Genomic DNA, 19,001 nt, shown 5'->3' with positions numbered 1-19,001 from the left:
TAAATTTCGTATTCTAAACTCCTTGATAATATTGAGTTTCTTTTTTTATGGTTTTGAACTTGAATGGATAGGTAATAAGGTGCAATATATATACTATTGGTGAGATTAGCCATATTGCAAGGAATAAATAAACATAAAATATTTTAAGAAGCGTTTTCCTGTTTTTTTGATTCTTATGAATCAAATTTGACCACTTATTAAAAATTTTATTGGCCGTTTTATCTACAGTTACTAAATACGGACTGATTTTTACCGCACCTATTTCGACTAATTTTGGCTGTAAATCTTCGAGTTTGTTCTGTTTGAATTGGGAAAGCATGATTTCGCCAAATTTATCCGACTCCTGAATGTCTTTATCAGAAACTCCCGGAAGCGGAAAAAAGCCCAAATATCTTTTCTTTACACCAGAAAACATCCAATTTACAATTGTAATTACGCTGATTAAATTTCCAACGCGATCTACTAATGCAACGTTTCCAACCAATTTTGCATTTGCATCACGCAATAAAACTTTAATTTTTTCCTGAGCCATAACCCACATATTACGAGAACCATTAATAGTTATAACGGGAGTATTGTTTAATATTGTTTTGGCTTCGGGACTTTTTAAAAAGGAATTAACAGGAATTGAAGGCGATAAAAACCAAACTTGATAATGAAAAAGAACCAAATCAAATTTTGTGTTTAAAACTTCATCAGAAACGGGTTTAAGCTTTGTTGGAATCTGTAAAAAAGATTCCGGAAAAGCATCAAAAAAAGAGGTTTTATTCCAAGGAAACGGGAATGGCTTTTCTAATTGTATTTCGTGAAAAGTTACTTTTATTTCTTCTGAATTTAAGAATGGTTTTGCAATGTTTTTCGCAATCGATTCTAGTTGTCCGGATTGGGAATAAAAAATAACGAGAACATTTTTCATTTTGTTTGTACGCTTTGGTTGCAAACAAAAATAAGTAAATTTATTTAAACGAATTTTCTTGTTTAAGATTTGTTATAAAGTAGGAATTGAGTTGAGGTTTTTTGCCACGAATTTCACAAATTTTCACTAATTAGTATATGCCTAAAATTAATTAAGGTAATCATCTTCAGAATTTTTTAAAATAATTCGGGGAAATTTGTGAAATTCGTGGCAACCTTTTTAGTTTTTCAAATCATTCCAGAAGTCGAAATAATTAAACCATTGCAATGGATATTTCTGCACGATACTTTCAACGCTTTTTACGTATTCTTTCAATAATGCTTTTTCATCACGATGTTTTACCGTTGCTTCTCTTGCGTATAAATGATAATGTAAGTTGGGTTCTTTCATTACATAAACAAAAACAACGGGAACTTTTAGTCGTGAAGCGATCAAAAATGGACCTGCAGGAAAGTTAGCTTCTTTGCCCAGAATTTCTTCAGAAAGAGATTTGGTGCCTTCAAAATAACGATCGCCGGTAAAACAAACTAATTCGTTATTAGCTAAAGCTGCATTAATCTCAAAAATATGAGATAAATCGTCTTTGATAATTATAAATTTTACGGTAGGTTTTTGGGTAACGCTTTCCAGATAATTTTTTATTGCAGAATGTTCTAAATCTGTAGTAACTAAATTGATTTGAAAGTTTAGATCAATGTCGCCCAGAAAATGTTCGGCAATTTCAAAATTTCCAATATGAGCGCTAATTAAAACACCGCCTTTTTTTTCGGCAAGAAGTTTTTTCAGAGTCTCGATTCCGTCAAATTCATAGGAAAATTTATTTCGCATTCCCGCAGAAATGGAAACCTTATCAATAATAGTCTGTCCAAAAGTGTAATAACTTTTGAAAACCAATTTTTTTGATTTGAAATAAGAATAGTTCAGTCTTTCTTTAAAATAATAAAAAATAGCCTGATTGCTTTTCTTTAGAAACAAAAAGTAGTAAGAAGCAACAAAATAGAGTAGGACATAAGCAGCCTTTACACCCGCTTTTTGTATTAAAAAAACGAATATTCTATAGCCTAAAACTGTTCCTTTTGATTTGCCATCCCATTGACTCATTAAACAGCTTTAGCTTTTAGTTTGGTATCGATCAGGTCGTAAAAATTTTGAAAAGTAGCAATTCCAACAAAATCAGCTTCAACCAGTTTTACACCAAAGTTAGATTCAATAGAAACTACTAAATCAACATAATCTAAACTATCTAACCCAAGTGTATCTTTTAGATTAGCATCTGGTTCAATATCATCATTATCTACTTCAAATTCATCAACCAAAAAACCATTAATTCTTGCTATAATCTCTTCTTTATTCATCGTTCAATTTAAACTTTTTAACCACCAACGCAGAGTTGGTTCCTCCGAATCCGAAGGAATTGGACAAAAATATGTCAAATTTTTTGTTTAAAGTAGTTTTGACCAAATTTAATTTAGAAGCATCTTCATCAGGATTTTCCAAATTGATGTTCGGAGCGATGAAATCGTTCTGCATCATTAAGATAGAGTAGATTACCTCGCTTGCACCAGCCATCCAACATTCGTGTCCTGTCATTGATTTTGTAGAACTTACGTAAGGATTTTTCTCACCAAAGACTTCAAAAATAGCTTTGGCTTCGTTTCCGTCTCCAACCGGAGTTGAAGTTGCATGTGCATTTATATAGTCAATATCTGTTGCTTTTAATTGTGCATCGTCAAGCGCTCGTTGCATGGCTATAGACGGACCTTCGACATTGGGAGTTGAGATATGTCCACCGTTTGAAGAGAAACCGTAACCTACAACTTCTGCAATAATATTGGCGCCTCTGGCAATTGCCGATTCGTAGCTTTCTAATATTAACGTTGCACCGCCACCACTCGGAATTAATCCGTCGCGATCAGCATCAAATGGGCGTGAAGCTTTTTCAGGTTCGTTTTCTCTATTCGAAAAAACACCTAATCCGTCAAAACTGCTCATCGCATATTTGTTGATTTCCTGAGCTCCGCCGGTAATTACGATATCCTGAAATCCGCTTTTTATTAAAAAATAAGCTAATCCAATAGAATGTGAACCACTTGCGCAAGCGGCACTTATAGTAAGATTGATTCCTCGAAGTTTAAAAATCGTCGATAAATTCATTGTTACCGTTGAATTCATGGATTTAAAAATCGCTCCGGAACCTATTAAAGCGGTATCTTTTTTCTCGCGAACAATATCTGTGGCGTCAATAATAGCTTTTGAAACACTATCATTTCCGTACATGATTCCTACTTCGCGATTGTCGAAAAAGGCATCGTCGATATTGGCGTTTTTTAATGCTTCAATTGTTGCCATATAAGCATATTCGGTTTCTTCACCAATGCTCATACGCTGTCTGCGGGTCAATAAGTTTTTTAGATCCGCTTTTGGAACCATTCCCGTTAAGGCAGATTGAAATCCAAATTCTTTTCTTTCGGCGTCAAACTTAATACCGGATTTTCCGTTGTACAAAGATTCTTTTACTTCATCTAAAGAAGTTCCGATACAAGAATAAATTCCCATTCCAGTAATTACAACTCTCTTATTCATCGTCTTTCAAAGTATTTATATATCCGTTTCGTGTAATTTTTTTTAATCTCGCAAAGACGCTAAGTCGCAAAGTTTTTTCTTTATATTTTTTAATAAAGCTTGGCGACTTAGCGTCTTTGCGAGCAATTTTCGACGTTTAAAAAAAACTTAAAATAGTCTCGCAAACTTAGGAACTATTAAGAATATATCCCTCCGTTTATATTGATAATTTCGCCTGTAATGTAGCTTGATTTTTTAGAAATCAAAAAGCTTACCAAATCTGCAACTTCTTCGGCTTCACCAAAACGATTTACCGGAATTAGTTTTAATAATTCTTTTTCGTCTAATTGGCTTGTCATGTCCGTTCTGATAAATCCGGGAGCAACCGCATTTACAGTAATATTTCGTTTAGCAACTTCTTGTGCCAATGCTTTTGTAGCAGCAACAATCGCGCCTTTTGCTGCTGAATAATTAGTTTGTCCCGCCGTTCCTTTTACTCCGGAAACAGAAACCATATTTACGATTCGGCCATATTTATTGCGTAACATTTTTTGAATAAAAAACTGCGTAACATTAAAAAAACCGTTCACACTTGTGTTTACAACTCCATTCCAGTCTTCGGGAGTCATCCACATAAAAAGACCATCTTTTGTAATTCCGGCATTGTTTACAATCGCTTCAACAAGTGCTTCCGGATTTGCTTCCTGCCATTTTGTTAAAACAGATTGCACTTCCTCATAATTCGAAACATCAAAACCTAAGATTTCTCCTGTTGCTCCTAATTTTTGTATTTCCTGAAGTGTTTCTTCGGCAGCAGTTTTATTCGAATGATAGTTTATTAGAATATGATAGTTGGCTTCAACCGCCAGTTTTTTACAAATAGCACTACCAATTCCTCTTGAACCGCCTGTTACTAATACACATTTCATTTATGTAAGTTTTATTTTTTATTGGTCACAATGAAATCGTCTATAAAAGCCGATTTCATTTATGTAAAATTATTTCTTCTTTTTAGTTGCTGGTTTCGCTGCAGGTTTTGTTTCTGCTTTTGGTTTATCAGAAACACTTTCAGTTGCTTGAATTTTTTCTGATCCTTTCGAAAATAACTCAGCATTTTCAAACCATTGATTGCTCAATACCGTTCCGTCTGGTTTAAGAAATCCCCATTTTCCTTCATTTTTTACTCTTGCAACGCCATCGATAAAACCTTTATCTTGTTTTATAAACATGGCAATAATTCCATTTGCAGTAATTCCGTATTGAGTTGGAATTACCAGTTTTCCTGATTCATTTATAAATCCCCAATTTTTTTCTTTTACAGGCGCTAATCCATTTGTACTAAAAACTTCTGCATCACTATAAGTTGGTTCAATTACGAATTCTGCTTTTGGATTAATATATCCCCATTTAGATCCGACGCAAACCGGAGCCAAATTTTTAGAGAATGCTTTTGCTTTATCATATATAGGAGTAATTACCCAGTTTCCTTTTAAGTCAATGAATCCAATTTTTCCGTTCTTTTTAGCAAAAGTCAAATCCTGAGAATCAAAATCCCAAATTTTTTCGGCACCATCAACAGCAATAAAATTTCCTGCGCTTACAATTCCGAAAGTTTTGTCTTTTCTTGCCCAGGTTGTGCCTTTAAAATAATTTCCGATTTCGTCGTATGCAGGTTCAACCAATTCTTTTCCGGAAGTATTAATAATTCCCCATTTTTTATTGATTCCAACTCTTGCAAAACCATTTTCAAACGGTTTGATTACATCGTATTTTGGTTGTAAAACAACTTCCATTTTTGGGTTGATTAAACCAATTTTATCGCCTTGTTTTATAAAAGCAACACCATTATCAAAATCATACAATTTTTCAGAAGTTGGTGCTTTCTGAATTTCACCTTTTGTATTAATATACACCCAGTCTTTATCGTTTTTTACGATTGCAATTCCGTTGTTAAATTCTTTAGCGTCACTAAAAGTTGCCGGAATTGCCCAGCTTCCTTTTGAGTCAATAAAACCCCATTTTCCGCCGTTTTCTACAGCAGCCAAACCTTCAGAGAAATTCTTTGCAGATTTATATTGAGGCTCAATTTTAAAGTTTCCGTCTTTGGAAATATATCCAATTTTAGAGTCTTTTTTAACTAAAGCCAATTCTTGACTATTAACAAATTGAATGCAACATACGAATAAAAAAATAAGTGTTTTTTTCATGGTCTTAAAGGTTCAATATTAATAATGTGAAATAAAGTCTTAACTATTGATCAGGTAATCTTTTACTTTTTGAACAAAAGGATACATAACCTGATCTTCCTTAAATACAGGAATTATAGTTCTAATATCATTGTACCATTTTTTAGTAACAGATGAAATTTGATCTTTTTGAGCCAAATAATCAATTGCCTGAACGATTGTAATCATTTCGATCGCTAAAACTTCAAAAGCATTTTCGATTACTTTTGAGGTAATTACCGCTGCATTTGTTCCCATACTTACAATATCCTGATTGTCGTTATTGTTCGGGATACTGTGAACATACATTGGGTTTGATAACATTTGACTTTCGGCAGTTGTTGAGGTTGCAGTAAACTGAACGCCCTGCATTCCGAAATTAAATCCTAATGTTCCTAAATTGACAAATGGAGGAAGAATTTCGTTGATTTTTGAATTCAATAAATAATTCAATTGACGTTCTGCCAACATTGTTAATTTGGTAATAACAATTTTCAGTTTATCCATTTCAAGTGAAATATAATCTCCGTGGAAATTTCCTCCATGATAAACGTGTTTGTTTTTCACATCTATAATAGGATTGTCGTTTGCCGAGTTAAATTCGTCTTCTAAAATAGAAGCAACATTGTTTATGGTTTCTAAAACCGGGCCTAAAATTTGAGGTACACAACGTAACGAATAATATTCCTGAACTTTTTCTTTGAAGATTTCTTCGGTATTTTCTCCCGAATATAAATGGTCTTCTCTTTTGCGGATTAAAGTACTGTCAGAAAGATTTTTTCTCATTCTTTGAGCTACTTCCTGTTGTCCTTTATGACGTTTGGTTTGGTTTAATTCTTCAGAAAAATGATCGTCATAAGCCTGAACCAATTCGTTTATGGCACAAGAACATTTTAGCGACCAATCTAATAATTTATTAGCGTGATGCACATTTACAACTCCAATTCCGGTCATTACAGAAGTTCCGTTTATTAAAGCCAAACCTTCTCTGATTTCTACCTGAATTGGTTTTAAACCTTCGATTTCAAAAACTTCCTGAGTCGGTCTTCGGTCGCCTTTATAAAAAACTTCGCCTTCGCCAATTAAAACTAAAGCTAAATGTGATAATTGTACTAAATCTCCGCTGGCACCAACGCCTCCGTGTTCAAAAATAAGCGGAGTAATATCTCTGTTAATCAATTCTGCCATTAAGTGAATTACCGAAGGATGAACTCCTGAATTACCTAAAGAAAGTGTATTTAATCGAGCCAAAATTGCTGCTTTTGCACAAACCGGGCTTAAAGGTTTTCCGGTTCCCGAAGAGTGACTTCTGATTAAGTTGTATTGTAATTGAATTTGGTCAGATTCTTTAATTCGGTATTGAGCCATTGGTCCAAAACCAGTATTTACACCGTATATAATTTTATTTCCCGAAAATTCTTTCAGAAAATTAAAGCTTTCATTTACTCGATTCAGGACTACATCGCTGATTGCAACTTTGTTATTTCCAAAAATAATAGATTCGAATTCTGCTAAACTTAAATATTCATTAATTGTGTTCATTAAATCGTTTTTTGTTGCGCTAATTTAATTTTATTTATCAAAATAAATGTAGTTATTTTGATGAAGGCAAATGTAAGTTAATAATTAATAACATTCTTATTATGATAAAGGAGTTTGTAGATGTTTTAGTGATCGGTGCAGGACCTTCCGGATGTGTTTCTGCGTCGTATCTTCATAACAATAATGTTAAGATTAAAGTAGTAGAAAAAACAAAATTTCCAAGACTTGTTGTCGGCGAAAGCTTGATTCCCAGAGTTATGGATCATTTTGCAGAAGCGGAGCTGTTTGAAAGTCTTGATGCGATGAATTTCGAAAAGAAACTCGGAGCACGATTCATTAGAGGAGAAGAGATTTGTGTTTTTGATTTTAGCCAGAAATTTGGTGAAGGCTGGGATTGGACATGGCAGGTTCCACGTGCTGATTTTGACAACACAATGGCGCAGGAAGTGCTTAGAAAAGGAATTGATCTGGAGTTTGAAACCGAAGTTTTGGAAGTTTCTTTTGAAGGGAAAAATTCTAAAACAATCGTAAAAGATAAGGATGGAAATTTAAAAGAAATTCACGCCAAATTTATAATTGATTCCAGCGGATATGGCCGCGTTTTGCCAAGACTTTTAGATCTTGATACGCCATCAAAATTAGATCCGCATTCGTCGATATTTACACACGTAAAAGATATTAATAGAGAAGAAGGAGAAGAAGGAACTCAGATTTCATTTGATATTCTGGAAACAGAAGTTTGGTTATGGGTAATTCCGTTTTCGAATGGAAATACTAGTTTAGGAGTTGTTGGTCCAACGGATTTCATCAATTCACTTTCAGAAAATAAAGACAATGCCGAAGCTTTAAGAAATGCGATTCAGAAATCTGATTATTATATCAAAAGATTTAAAGGAACCGAGTTTTTGTTTGAACCGGTAAAACTCGAAAATTATTCGAGAGCCGTAAAAAGAATGTACGGAGACGGTTTTGCTTTGACAGGAAATAGTTCTGAATTTCTAGATCCGGTTTTTTCATCTGGAGTTGCTTTTGCAACAGAATCAGGAATGCTTGCTGCGAAATTATACCTTAAAGAATCACAAGGAATCGAAGTAGATTGGGAAATCGAATTTACGGAATATATGAAACGTGGAATTGCTGTTTTTACCACTTACGTGAAAGAATGGTACACAGGAAATCTTCAGACTTTGTTTTTTCATCAACCCGAAAATCCGGAAGTAAAAGAGAAAATCTGTTCGGTTTTGGCAGGTTATGTCTGGAACGAAGAAAATCCGTTTGTGAAGAAACACGATCATGTGATCGCAAATATGGCGTATTTACTGAATATGCAGAAAGAACAAAGCCCTGAATAATCAGGGCTTTTTTTAAATATTCCGTAGGAATATCTCATTGGTAGAACTGAATTTGAATTGCGGTTATGCATCGTTCCGTAGGAACGTTTGATTTTTGTAAATTGTTATTTTTGTAAAAACAGATGTCCTTACAGGACACACAATACGAAACAATTATTTTTTTTCTACCGATGAGATATTCCTACGGAATATTGCATGATTTTTACCGATCACTTTTCTGTTAAATTATAAAACCAGATTGACACAATTAAATGCAAAAAGAGGATACCAATTTGATATCCTCTTTTTTTTCTTCAAAAAATATATAGTAAAAAATTATACTACCAGAATTTAACGTACAATGCGATAATAGATAATATAGTGATTACGATTAAAACCGTTGTTTGTGGTTTTACTTTAAACATTTCGTAGTCCAACTCAAAAGCTTTTGGATTAACTTTTGGTCCTGCAAAACTGATCGCAACCATTGTTAATGTTGTGAAGAAGAATGATAATCCCATACAAATGTGGAACGGAATTTCGAATGCTCCTTTTCCATTAGAATAAGCAGTATATAATAAGGTCTCGTTTCCAAATAATGCCGGAGCATATTCATTGAATAAAACAGACAATAAGAATCCTAAAATTACTCCAACAATTGCCGCAGCTCCAGTTGTTCTTTTCCAGAACATACCAAGAATAAACATTGCGAAAACTCCAGGGCTAATAAAACCTGTGTATTTTTGGATGTAAGTGAATCCACCAACTCCGCCAATTCCTAAAAGGTCATTCCATGTAAATAAAACAGCCAAAAGCATTGCAGCAAAAACGGCAATTCTACCAATGTTTACTTGTTGTTTTTCGCCAGCTTCTTTCTGGATGTATTTTTTATGAATATCTAATGTATAGATTGTAGAAATACTGTTTACTTTTCCAGCTAATGAAGCTACAATTGCAGCAGTTAATGCAGCTACAGAAAGTCCTTTTAATCCTGTTGGCAAGAAAGTCAATACAGCAGAATATGCGCCGTCTTTTCCTCCAACTAATTGAGGTAAATGTCCGTTAGTGTATAAAACGTAAGCAGCGATACCAGGTAACATTACGATTAAAGGCATTAATAATTTTAATAGACCAGCAAATAAAATTCCTGTACGAGCTGTTTGCAAATCAGCACCCAAAGCTCTTTGAGTAATGTATTGGTTACAACCCCAGTAGTTTAAGTTGATAATCCAGATACCAGCCAAGTAAGATAATAATCCAGGGAAGGTTAAGTATTTGTCAATCGCAAGTTGAGAAGTTTGTGCCGTAACTACAGTATCGTGTGGTTTTGGGATAATCATTTTGAAATGCTCCGGAGCTTCTCTCATTAAAACTTTGAAACCTTCGATTGCATTTTCGCCAACTCCAAAATATTGTCCAACTGTTGTAAGAGCAATATATGAAGTTACCAAACCTCCAATAATTAAAACTGCAACCTGAATAACGTCAGTATAAGCAACAACTTTCATTCCTCCAAGAGAAATAAACAAAGCAAAAACAGCCAATCCAATCATGATTACGTGCAGATATTCTCCACCAGCTAAACCATTAATAGCAACTGCTCCTAAATATAGGATAGAAGTTAAATTTACAAAAACATACAAAAACAACCAGAAAACAGCCATAATCAACGCAGTCGATTCATTATAACGTGTTTTTAAGAATTGAGGCATTGTATAAATCTTATTTTTAAGATATACCGGAATAAACCAAACCGCAACGATTATCAATGCGATAGCAGCAATCCACTCATAAGCAGCAACGGCAATTCCTAAAAAGAAACCTTCACCACTCATTCCGATAAATTGTTCAGCTGAAATATTTGATGCAATCAGAGAAGCTCCAATAGCCCACCAAGTTAAATTTCCTTCAGCTAAAAAGTAAGCTTTGGCATCTTGTTCGTCTTGTTTACGCTTACGGTAAACCGTGTAACCGTAGGCAGAAACTACGATAAAATAGATAATAAAAACCGCATAATCTGCGAAAGCGAGGTTCTGGTTCATTGTTAGTAGTATTTTAAAAATTAGTATAGATGAAAGTTTTATTATTTGTGGCTTTTAAATTATTTGATTAAGATAATTCTGAAACCATGTTTTTGTTATTCACTGGTGGTTTTTAATGTGATATGTGTTTTTATTCTGTTATTTTTTTATGAAAATGTAAGCGAAAGCCAAAAGTAAAATAAAAATTGAAAACTACGCTATTTTAAATGTGTTTTTTACATTTATAAATAGAATTATTGTGTTAAATTTTTAAATGACGTTTGTAAAGCACTTTTCTTATTTAATTTTTCCTTCTTTTTTATAATGAACTTCAGACTGTTGTCTTAAAATTTCGGCACTTTTTTCAGGAGTAATATCTCTCTGCGATTCTCCTAACATTTCGTATCCAACCATAAATTTCTTAACTGTTGCAGAACGTAATAATGGTGGGTAAAAATGCATGTGAAAATGCCATTCAGGATGTTCTAAACCATCTGTTGGAGATTGGTGAATCCCTGAAGAATACGGGAACGAAGTACTAAATAAGTTATCGTATTTTGTTGTTAATTGTTTTAGGATTTTAGCAAAAGCGGTACTTTCTTCTGCAGTAAAATCAGTGATTTTGCTAATTGCTTTTTTACTTACAATCATAGTTTCATAAGGCCAGATTGCCCAAAATGGAACCAAAGCGACAAAATGATCATTTTCGATTACAACTCTTTCTCCAACTTTTAATTCTGCTTTTACATAATCTTCAAGAAGTGTTCTTCCGTTTTTATCAAAGTAAGATTTTAAGCTATTTTGTGTTTTCTCAACCTGAGTTGGCAAAGATGATTGTGCCCAGATTTGTCCATGCGGATGCGGATTACTGCAACCCATAACACTTCCTTTGTTTTCGAAAATCTGAACGTGATTAATGTATTTGATACTTCCTAAATCAGTATATTCTTTTTGCCAGGTTTTGATAATATTTTCAATTCCGTCAATTTCCATTTCCGGTAAAGTCAGATCGTGTCTTGGAGAAAAACAAACGACTCTTGATATTCCCTGTTCCGGTTTTGCTTTAAAGAAAGTGTGTTTGATATCTTCTTCAAAAATAATTTCGTCCTGCTTCATCGCAGCAAAGTCATTTTCAAATACGAAGCTGCTTTCGTAATTAGGATTGTTTACACCATTGGCGCGAACATTTCCCGGACACAAATAACACGTTTCGTCGTATTTTGGTAAAGATTCAGTTGAAATGGTTTCGTTTTGTCCTTGCCACGGACGTTTGGCGCGATGAGGTGATACTAAAACCCATTCGTTTATTAATGGATTAAAACGTCTGTGAGGATCCTCGTTAATGTCAAAGTTTTTCATTTTTGTTCTGGTGGTATTAAAGTAATGTTGTTCCGTTTGAGATTTTTACATCATAAAATTTTAATTCAATCCCAAATGTATCTAAATAAAGATTTGAAAACTTACTTTTTACCTCATTTTCATGCCCTTTTTTAATTAAATTGATGGTGCATCCGCCAAAACCTCCGCCCATCAAACGCGAACCGATTATTCTCTCGTCAGCTTTTGCGGTATCTACAAGCATATCCAGCTCCTCGCAACTTACTTCATACTCTTGCGACAGACCATAATGCGTCTCAAAAAGTAATTGTCCTAAAATTTCTATATTTCCGTTGTCCAAAGCCTCACAAGCTTTTGTTACGCGGGCAATTTCTTTTACAACATAATGTACTCTTTTAAATACTGTTGCACTTATTTTATCCTGAATGCTCAAAAGTTGTTCTTCTGTGCAATCTCTAAAACTTTTTATTTCCGGAAAATGATTTTTAATAATCGATAATCCTTCTTCGCATTCAAGTCTTCTTGTATTATATTCAGATGTAAAAAGTGAATGTTTTACATTGCTGTCAAATAAAACCAAAGAATAATCTTTGAAATCAGCATTGTGATATTCAAAATCCAATGTGTTACAATCCAGTTTTATTACTTTATTGTCAAGACCATGAACGCTTGAAAATTGGTCCATAATACCACAATTGATACCAACCCAATGTTCTGCTTTTTGTCCTAATAATGAAATATCAACCTTTTCAATTTTAAGATCAAAAAGTTCTTTGATTCCAAAAATGGTTCCGCATTCTAAAGCTGCAGAAGATGACAATCCTGAACCAACCGGAATATTACTGCTGAAAACACAATTGAAACCGTCAAAAGAAAAACCGTTATCCTGCAATTGTTTTATTACACCACGAATATAATTGGTCCAAACGACATCACTTAATTGAACTTCCTGAGTTAAATCAATTTCGAATTCTTCATTTAAATCGATAGCGATTATTTTAGATTTTTTGGTACCGTTTTTTTCGAAAGCAAAACAAATTACTTTGTCAATTGCTGCCGGTAAAACGTAACCGTCATTATAATCAATATGCTCTCCAATAATATTAATTCTTCCAGGAGAAAGTACAATTTTTTGAGGCGCAGATCCAAATGATTTCTCAAAAAATGCCGTTGTGCTTTGTATTAAAATGTCATTCATTATAGTGTAATTGTAATAGTGTTTTCTACCAGTTCTTGCAAACTGATTTTAAAAAGTACTAATTTATATTCTCAAATTTGTAAACTGTTTTTTGGCGATATTCAGCTCCTTTTTTCAAAACCGAATTCGGAAAATGAGCATGATTTGGTGCATCCGGAAAATTCTGTGTTTCAAAACAAATTCCGCTTGACGGATGATAAGTTACATTTTCTTTTCCTTTAAGAGTATCAAAACAATTTCCGCCAACATATATATGTACACTTGGCTGATCTGTGTAAACACTCATTTGTAAATTATTTTTTGTGCTGAATAATTTTGCAACAACATCATTCGTAGGTTCAATTACAAAAGAATTGTCGATAGAAGCCGGGCATTTTTTTGCCGTTCTAAAATCAAAATCATGATTAGAAAGCGCTGTAAAATTTCCGGTTGGAATATTCTCTTCATTCGTTTCTAAGATCTTCTCTGAGTTGATAAACATTTCCTGATTCAATACAGAACCATCGTGTCCATCAAGATTAAAATAACTATGATGCGTTAAATTAATCACTGTATCTTCAGTCGAAGTTGCTTTATAATCCAGTTGCAATTCATTCTTTTCGGTTAATGTATACGTTAAATCTACCTGTAATTCTCCCGGATAATTTTCGTCTAAATGAGGACTCAAAAGACTGAATGTTATCGACGGATTTTCATTAGAAGTAATATCAGTAACGTTCCATATTTTTTGTCCAAAACCAGCATTTCCGCCATGTAACGCATTACCATTATTATTGGTATTTAACTGAAAAGTTTTACCATTTAAAGAGAAAATACCTTTATTAATTCTTCCTGCATAACGTCCAACTGTTGTTCCTAAATAAGGCGCACTTGGCAAATTATAAGAAGCTAAATAAGAAGCTGCCGAATCAAATCCAACAACAACATCTACCAGTTTTCCGTCAGCAACAGGAATTTGTAGAGAAGTAACCGTCGCTCCAAAATTTGTAATTTGAACTTTCATTCCGTTTTTGTTCGATAATTCAAAAGCGAGAATTTCTTCGTTATCAGAAGATAAACCAAATGAATTAGAAATACTTTTCTGTTGAAAATGCGATATATGTTTTATTTCCATGCTATTTTTGCCAAAAATGAAATCCAAAAATAGAAACATTATTTTCGTTTACATACCAGTACCTACCAGTTTTTTGTATATTGCGCCAAAATCTATTTTTTTATGAATATAATTTCTATTCAGAATAACATTGGATTGCCAAAATATAAGCAGATAATTCTCTCAATAGAAAAGGCAATCGAAGAAGAAAAATTAGTCAAAGGCGATCGGCTTCCGTCCGTAAATAAAGTCTGTCTGGCTTTTTCATTGTCGCGCGATACCGTTTTATTAGGCTATGACGAACTCAAAAAACGCGGAATTATTTATGCCATTCCGGGCAAAGGATATTACGTTAAGAGCGTTGAAATCACCATAAAACAGAAGATTTTTTTACTTTTTGATGAGTTAAATATTTTCAAGGAAGATATTTATAATTCATTTTTAAAAAACATTGGAAAGAATGTACAAGTAGATATTTTTTTCCACCATTTTAATGTTCAGGTATTTCAAAAACTGATAAATGATAGTAACGGGAATTATACCAAATACATTATAATGCCGACTAATTTAACTGGTGTGGCTGAGATTTTAAAAACCCTACCAGTAAATGAGGTAATTATTCTCGATCAGACCAATCCGGATTTAAAATTATATCCCGCTATTTATCAAAATCACCAGAAAGATATTTTTGAAGGTTTGTACAAAGGAAAAGTGAAATTGAACAAATACGAAAAGCTAATTTTGATCTTTCCTGGTTTTAGAGAACCTCTTGGAATGAAGTTAGGATTTGAACATTTTTGCACGGAATATAATTTTGAATATGAAATTATAACCGAATTTACAGACAGAGAAATTACGTTGGGTGATCTTTATATTATCCCGAATGACAGAGATTTGGTTCGCGTAATCGAAAGCGCCAGAGATCAACATTTAAAACTCGGAATTGATTTTGGAATTATATCTTATAATGAAACGCCTTTAAAAAAGATCGTTGCAAACGGAATCACAACAATTTCTACGCATTTTGAAACAATGGGAAAAATTCTAGCCGAAATGGTTCTTAAAGGGAATAAAGACCAAATCGAGAATAAGTTTTCTTTGATTGTTCGAAATTCTTTGTAAAAGATAAGATGTTTAGTCCCTACAGGACATTTGTAATCTGTTCAATATTTGTATTTCTACCGACATTTAATCTCTCCGAGATATATTTCTTTTCGAAAAATTAATCAAATAATTATTTCGATCTTATTTAATCCCTAAAAGAAATACTCCGTTAGGAGTTAAATGTTGGTAGAAATTTGCCCAGTATTTAATTTTCGCGATATTATTATACTCCGTTAGGAGTTAAATGTTGGTAGATATTTACCAAGTTTTTAATTTTTGCGATATTATTATACTCCGCTAGGGGTTAAATGTTGGTAGAAATTTACCAAGTATTTAATTTTCGCGATATATTATACTCCGTTAGGAGTTAAATATTGGTAGAAATTAGATTGCCACGCCCCAGAAAAAATGTCCCGTAGGGACTTCATCTGCTTGCTTTATTCTCAAATTACGGTAACGAAAACTTTTTTTTGTTTTTGTGGAATTATTTTACATACATTTGTAAATGTAAATTTTACACTTATTATTTGTTTTGATTCTGTTTTGAATTTTTATAATTGTTTCTATATGAAATTCAGGTACAAACAAATAAAATTACGCTATTAAACCAACCAAAAGATTACTTAGAAATGAACTACAAAATTGACCAATCAGCCGTAGATAATATACGCGCTTTAGCCATTTCGATGGTCGAAAAAGCAAATTCCGGTCATCCGGGAGGATCAATGGGCGGCGCAGATTTCATGCACATTTTATATTCTGAATATTTAAAATTCGATCCAACAGACATGCATTGGATCTTTAGAGATCGATTTTTTATGGATGCCGGACATCTTTCGGCTTTAATGTATGCTCAATATCATTTGTTGGGAAATTACGGAAAATCAGATTTAGAAAATTTCAGACAATGGGGTTCTGTAACGCCGGGACATCCTGAAATTGATGTCAAAAGAGGTATCGAAAATACTTCTGGACCATTAGGTCAAGGACATGCAATGGGAGTTGGAGCTGCAATTGCGGCAAAGTTTTTATCGGCAAGATTTGAGAATTTATTCGATCATAAAATTTACGGTTTTATAACTGACGGAGGAGTTCAGGAAGAGATTTCGCAAGGAGCGGGACGTATCGCAGGACATTTAGGATTGAACAATTTTATCATGTTTTATGATTCTAATGATGTTCAGCTTTCGTCAATGACAGATGAGGTTACGACCGAAAATACAGCGATGAAATACGAATCCTGGGGCTGGAAAGTGATCACAATTGATGGTCATAATCACGCACATATTCGTTCAGCATTAAACGCAGCACACGCCGAATTAGAGCGACCAACTCTAATTATTGGAAGAACAATTATGGGAAAAGGTTGTGTGACCGCAGATGGAACAATGTACGAAGGACAATGCGAGTTACACGGAAAACCAATTGGAGCGACAAAAGCAGATTTTGAAAAAACGTTATTGAATTTAGGTGCGAATCCAAAAGATTCATTTGCAGTTTATGAAGATGTTGCGGCTCATTATAAAACCATTTTAGCACAAAAAACAGAAGAAGCGTCAGAGAGAAAAGCGCAAATTTTGGCTTGGGAAAATCAAAATCCAAAATCGGCTGAGAAAATAAAACAGTTCTTTAATGGTGATTTGCCAGCTTTAGATTTTAGTGCTGTTGTTCAAAAAGCAAATGCTGCAACACGTGATGCTTCGGCGGCAGTTTTAGGATATTTGGCAGAAAATGTAGAGAACATGATTGTGTCTTCTGCCGATTTATCGAATAGCGATAAAACAGACGGTTTCCTGAAAAAATCATCGGTTTTGCAAAAGAATAATTTCAGCGGTGGATTTCTGCAAGCTGGTGTTGCCGAGTTAACAATGGCTGCAATCGCTAACGGAATCGCGCTTCATGGCGGAGTTATTCCGGTTGTTGCTACATTTTTTGTGTTTTCAGATTATATGAAACCAGCAATTCGTTTGGCGGCAATTCAGGAATTAGCCGTAAAATATGTTTGGACGCACGATTCTTTTCGCGTAGGCGAAGATGGTCCAACGCACCAGCCAATCGAACAAGAAGCACAGATAAGATTACTGGAAAAAATCAAAAATCATTCAGGTGATCAAAGTTTATTAGCGCTTCGTCCTGCTGATGCTGTTGAAACTTCTGTGGCATGGCAAATGGCATTAGAAAACAAAAAAACGCCAACAGGATTAATTCTTTCGAGACAAGATATTAAGGATCTTCCAACGAATGGAAAATCAAGATTTGAAGAAGCAACGCAGGCTAAAAAAGGTGGTTATTTGGTAAAAGAAACTCAAAATCCTGATATCACTTTAATTGCAAACGGATCTGAAGTTGCAACACTTATCGAAGCTGCAAAAGAACTCGAGGAAACGATTAAAATTAAAATAAATGTTGCTTCGATTATTTCAGAAGGACTTTTTAGATCACAATCTGGGGAATATCAGGAAAGTGTTATTCCTAATAATGCTTTAGTTTTTGGACTTACAGCGGGACTTCCTGTTAATCTTGAAAATCTGGTTGGAAGTAAAGGACAAGTATTCGGATTGGATCATTTTGGATATTCGGCTCCAGCTTCGGTTTTAGATCAAAAATTTGGATTTACGAGTAAAAATGCTTCAGAAGAAATCCTTAAATATTTAAAAGAAAAAAATTATAATATATCAAAATAATAGAAAGACATGAAATTTTTTATAGATACAGCAAACTTAAAAGATATTAAAGAAGCCAATGATTTAGGCGTTTTAGATGGTGTAACCACAAACCCGTCATTGATGGCAAAAGAAGGAATTACAGGCGCACAAAATATATTAGATCATTATATAAAAATTTGCGAATTGGTAGACGGCGACGTTAGTGCCGAAGTTATCTCAACAGATTTTGAAGGAATGGTTGCCGAAGGTGAAAAACTTGCAGCTTTACATCCGCAGATTGTGGTGAAAATCCCGATGATAAAAGATGGTGTAAAAGCAATTAGATATTTTTCAAATAAAGGAATCAGAACCAATTGTACTTTGGTGTTTTCTGCAGGTCAGGCTTTATTGGCGGCAAAAGCCGGAGCAACTTATGTATCGCCATTTATTGGTCGTCTGGATGATGTTTCGACTGACGGAATGGTTTTAATCGAAGACATCAGATTGATTTATGACAATTATGGTTTTGAAACTCAAATTCTGGCAGCTTCAGTTCGTAATGTAATGCATATTATTAATTGCGCAAAAACGGGTTCAGATGTCATTACTGGTCCATTAAGTGCAATCGAAGGTTTATTAAAACATCCTTTAACGGATATTGGTCTGGCAACTTTTCTGGCAGATTACCAAAAAGGAAATAGCTAGTTTTTTTGGCCCACGGATTTGGCGGGTTAAGCGGGTTAATGCGGATTTTTTATTGTTTACGTTGGGATGTTTTTTCTCTCGCAGATTTTGCAGATTACGCCGATTTAAAAATTTAAAAAAGATCTGCTGAATCTGCAAAATCTGCGGGCAAATAATCTTAAACAATAATAGTTTATTAGTTTTTAATTGTAGTTTTATTGAAGAAAAAACCCTGAGAGTTTGTGGCTTTCAGGGTTTTGTTTTTTTATTAAAAAAGTTTTTTCAGTAGAATTTCCTGATTTGAGCAGATATTTAGAATAAAAAAAATCCGCACAATCTGCT

Annotated in this window: 15 protein-coding genes; 4 read left to right on the top strand and 11 right to left on the bottom strand. The window is 33.9% G+C overall.

Annotated features, from left to right (window positions below):
• Positions 1 to 13: 13 nt before the first annotated feature.
• The 7 genes from C8C83_RS08675 to C8C83_RS08645 form a co-directional block, all read right to left on the bottom strand.
• Positions 14 to 916 carry a dialkylrecorsinol condensing enzyme DarA gene (locus C8C83_RS08675; RefSeq protein WP_121327852.1) on the bottom strand — a complete coding sequence of 301 codons (903 nt, stop codon included), beginning with the start codon at positions 914 to 916 and terminating at the stop codon, positions 14 to 16.
• 219 nt (positions 917 to 1,135) lie between these two features.
• Entirely contained in the window at positions 1,136 to 2,017 is an 882-nt protein-coding gene (locus C8C83_RS08670; RefSeq protein ID WP_121327850.1) for a lipid A biosynthesis acyltransferase, read from the bottom strand.
• A complete protein-coding gene (locus C8C83_RS08665) occupies positions 2,017 to 2,271 on the bottom strand; it encodes a phosphopantetheine-binding protein (protein WP_099710205.1) in 255 nt (84 codons plus the stop codon). Before C8C83_RS08665 ends, C8C83_RS08670 begins: the two co-directional genes overlap by 1 nt.
• Complete coding sequence (locus C8C83_RS08660) at positions 2,264 to 3,499, bottom strand: beta-ketoacyl-[acyl-carrier-protein] synthase family protein (RefSeq protein WP_121327848.1); 1,236 nt, start codon at positions 3,497 to 3,499, stop codon at positions 2,264 to 2,266. Before C8C83_RS08660 ends, C8C83_RS08665 begins: the two co-directional genes overlap by 8 nt.
• Positions 3,500 to 3,675: 176 nt before the next feature.
• Positions 3,676 to 4,407 carry a 3-oxoacyl-ACP reductase FabG gene (gene fabG / locus C8C83_RS08655; protein WP_121327846.1) on the bottom strand — a complete coding sequence of 244 codons (732 nt, stop codon included), beginning with the start codon at positions 4,405 to 4,407 and terminating at the stop codon, positions 3,676 to 3,678.
• Between the two features lie 69 nt (positions 4,408 to 4,476).
• Positions 4,477 to 5,685, bottom strand: coding sequence for a WG repeat-containing protein (locus tag C8C83_RS08650; RefSeq protein ID WP_121327844.1), 1,209 nt, complete (start codon positions 5,683 to 5,685; stop codon positions 4,477 to 4,479).
• 39 nt (positions 5,686 to 5,724) lie between these two features.
• Positions 5,725 to 7,245, bottom strand: coding sequence for an aromatic amino acid ammonia-lyase (locus C8C83_RS08645; protein ID WP_121327842.1), 1,521 nt, complete (start codon positions 7,243 to 7,245; stop codon positions 5,725 to 5,727).
• Positions 7,246 to 7,346: 101 nt separating this feature from the next.
• On the opposite strand from C8C83_RS08645, the gene C8C83_RS08640 reads away from it, so the two are divergent.
• Entirely contained in the window at positions 7,347 to 8,597 is a 1,251-nt protein-coding gene (locus C8C83_RS08640; RefSeq protein WP_121327840.1) for an NAD(P)/FAD-dependent oxidoreductase, read from the top strand.
• Positions 8,598 to 8,917: 320 nt separating this feature from the next.
• On the opposite strand, the gene C8C83_RS08635 is transcribed toward C8C83_RS08640, so the two are convergent.
• The 4 genes from C8C83_RS08635 to C8C83_RS08620 all read right to left on the bottom strand — a co-directional run bounded on the left by C8C83_RS08635 (position 8,918) and on the right by C8C83_RS08620 (position 14,247).
• The gene (locus C8C83_RS08635) at positions 8,918 to 10,618 is read right to left on the bottom strand and encodes a sodium/sugar symporter (RefSeq protein WP_121327838.1); all 1,701 of its coding nucleotides are present in this window, start codon (positions 10,616 to 10,618) and stop codon (positions 8,918 to 8,920) included.
• A 276-nt stretch (positions 10,619 to 10,894) separates the two neighbouring features.
• Complete coding sequence (locus tag C8C83_RS08630) at positions 10,895 to 11,956, bottom strand: UDP-glucose--hexose-1-phosphate uridylyltransferase (RefSeq protein WP_121327836.1); 1,062 nt, start codon at positions 11,954 to 11,956, stop codon at positions 10,895 to 10,897.
• Between the two features lie 16 nt (positions 11,957 to 11,972).
• The gene (gene galK, locus C8C83_RS08625; RefSeq protein WP_121327834.1) at positions 11,973 to 13,133 is read right to left on the bottom strand and encodes a galactokinase; all 1,161 of its coding nucleotides are present in this window, start codon (positions 13,131 to 13,133) and stop codon (positions 11,973 to 11,975) included.
• Between the two features lie 58 nt (positions 13,134 to 13,191).
• Entirely contained in the window at positions 13,192 to 14,247 is a 1,056-nt protein-coding gene (locus C8C83_RS08620; protein ID WP_121327832.1) for an aldose epimerase family protein, read from the bottom strand.
• Positions 14,248 to 14,349: 102 nt separating this feature from the next.
• On the opposite strand from C8C83_RS08620, the gene C8C83_RS08615 reads away from it, so the two are divergent.
• The 3 genes from C8C83_RS08615 to fsa all read left to right on the top strand — a co-directional run bounded on the left by C8C83_RS08615 (position 14,350) and on the right by fsa (position 18,680).
• A complete protein-coding gene (locus C8C83_RS08615) occupies positions 14,350 to 15,348 on the top strand; it encodes a GntR family transcriptional regulator (protein WP_121327831.1) in 999 nt (332 codons plus the stop codon).
• A gap of 611 nt (positions 15,349 to 15,959) precedes the next feature.
• Positions 15,960 to 18,014, top strand: coding sequence for a transketolase (locus C8C83_RS08610; protein WP_121329996.1), 2,055 nt, complete (start codon positions 15,960 to 15,962; stop codon positions 18,012 to 18,014).
• A gap of 9 nt (positions 18,015 to 18,023) precedes the next feature.
• Complete coding sequence (fsa, locus tag C8C83_RS08605; RefSeq protein ID WP_089350209.1) at positions 18,024 to 18,680, top strand: fructose-6-phosphate aldolase; 657 nt, start codon at positions 18,024 to 18,026, stop codon at positions 18,678 to 18,680.
• Positions 18,681 to 19,001 lie beyond the last annotated feature (321 nt).

This window comes from Flavobacterium sp. 90, assembly GCF_004339525.1.
Lineage (GTDB): Bacteria > Bacteroidota > Bacteroidia > Flavobacteriales > Flavobacteriaceae > Flavobacterium.
The sequence above is the reverse complement of the archived record's forward strand: the minus strand, read 5'-3'. Positions and strand labels throughout refer to the sequence as shown.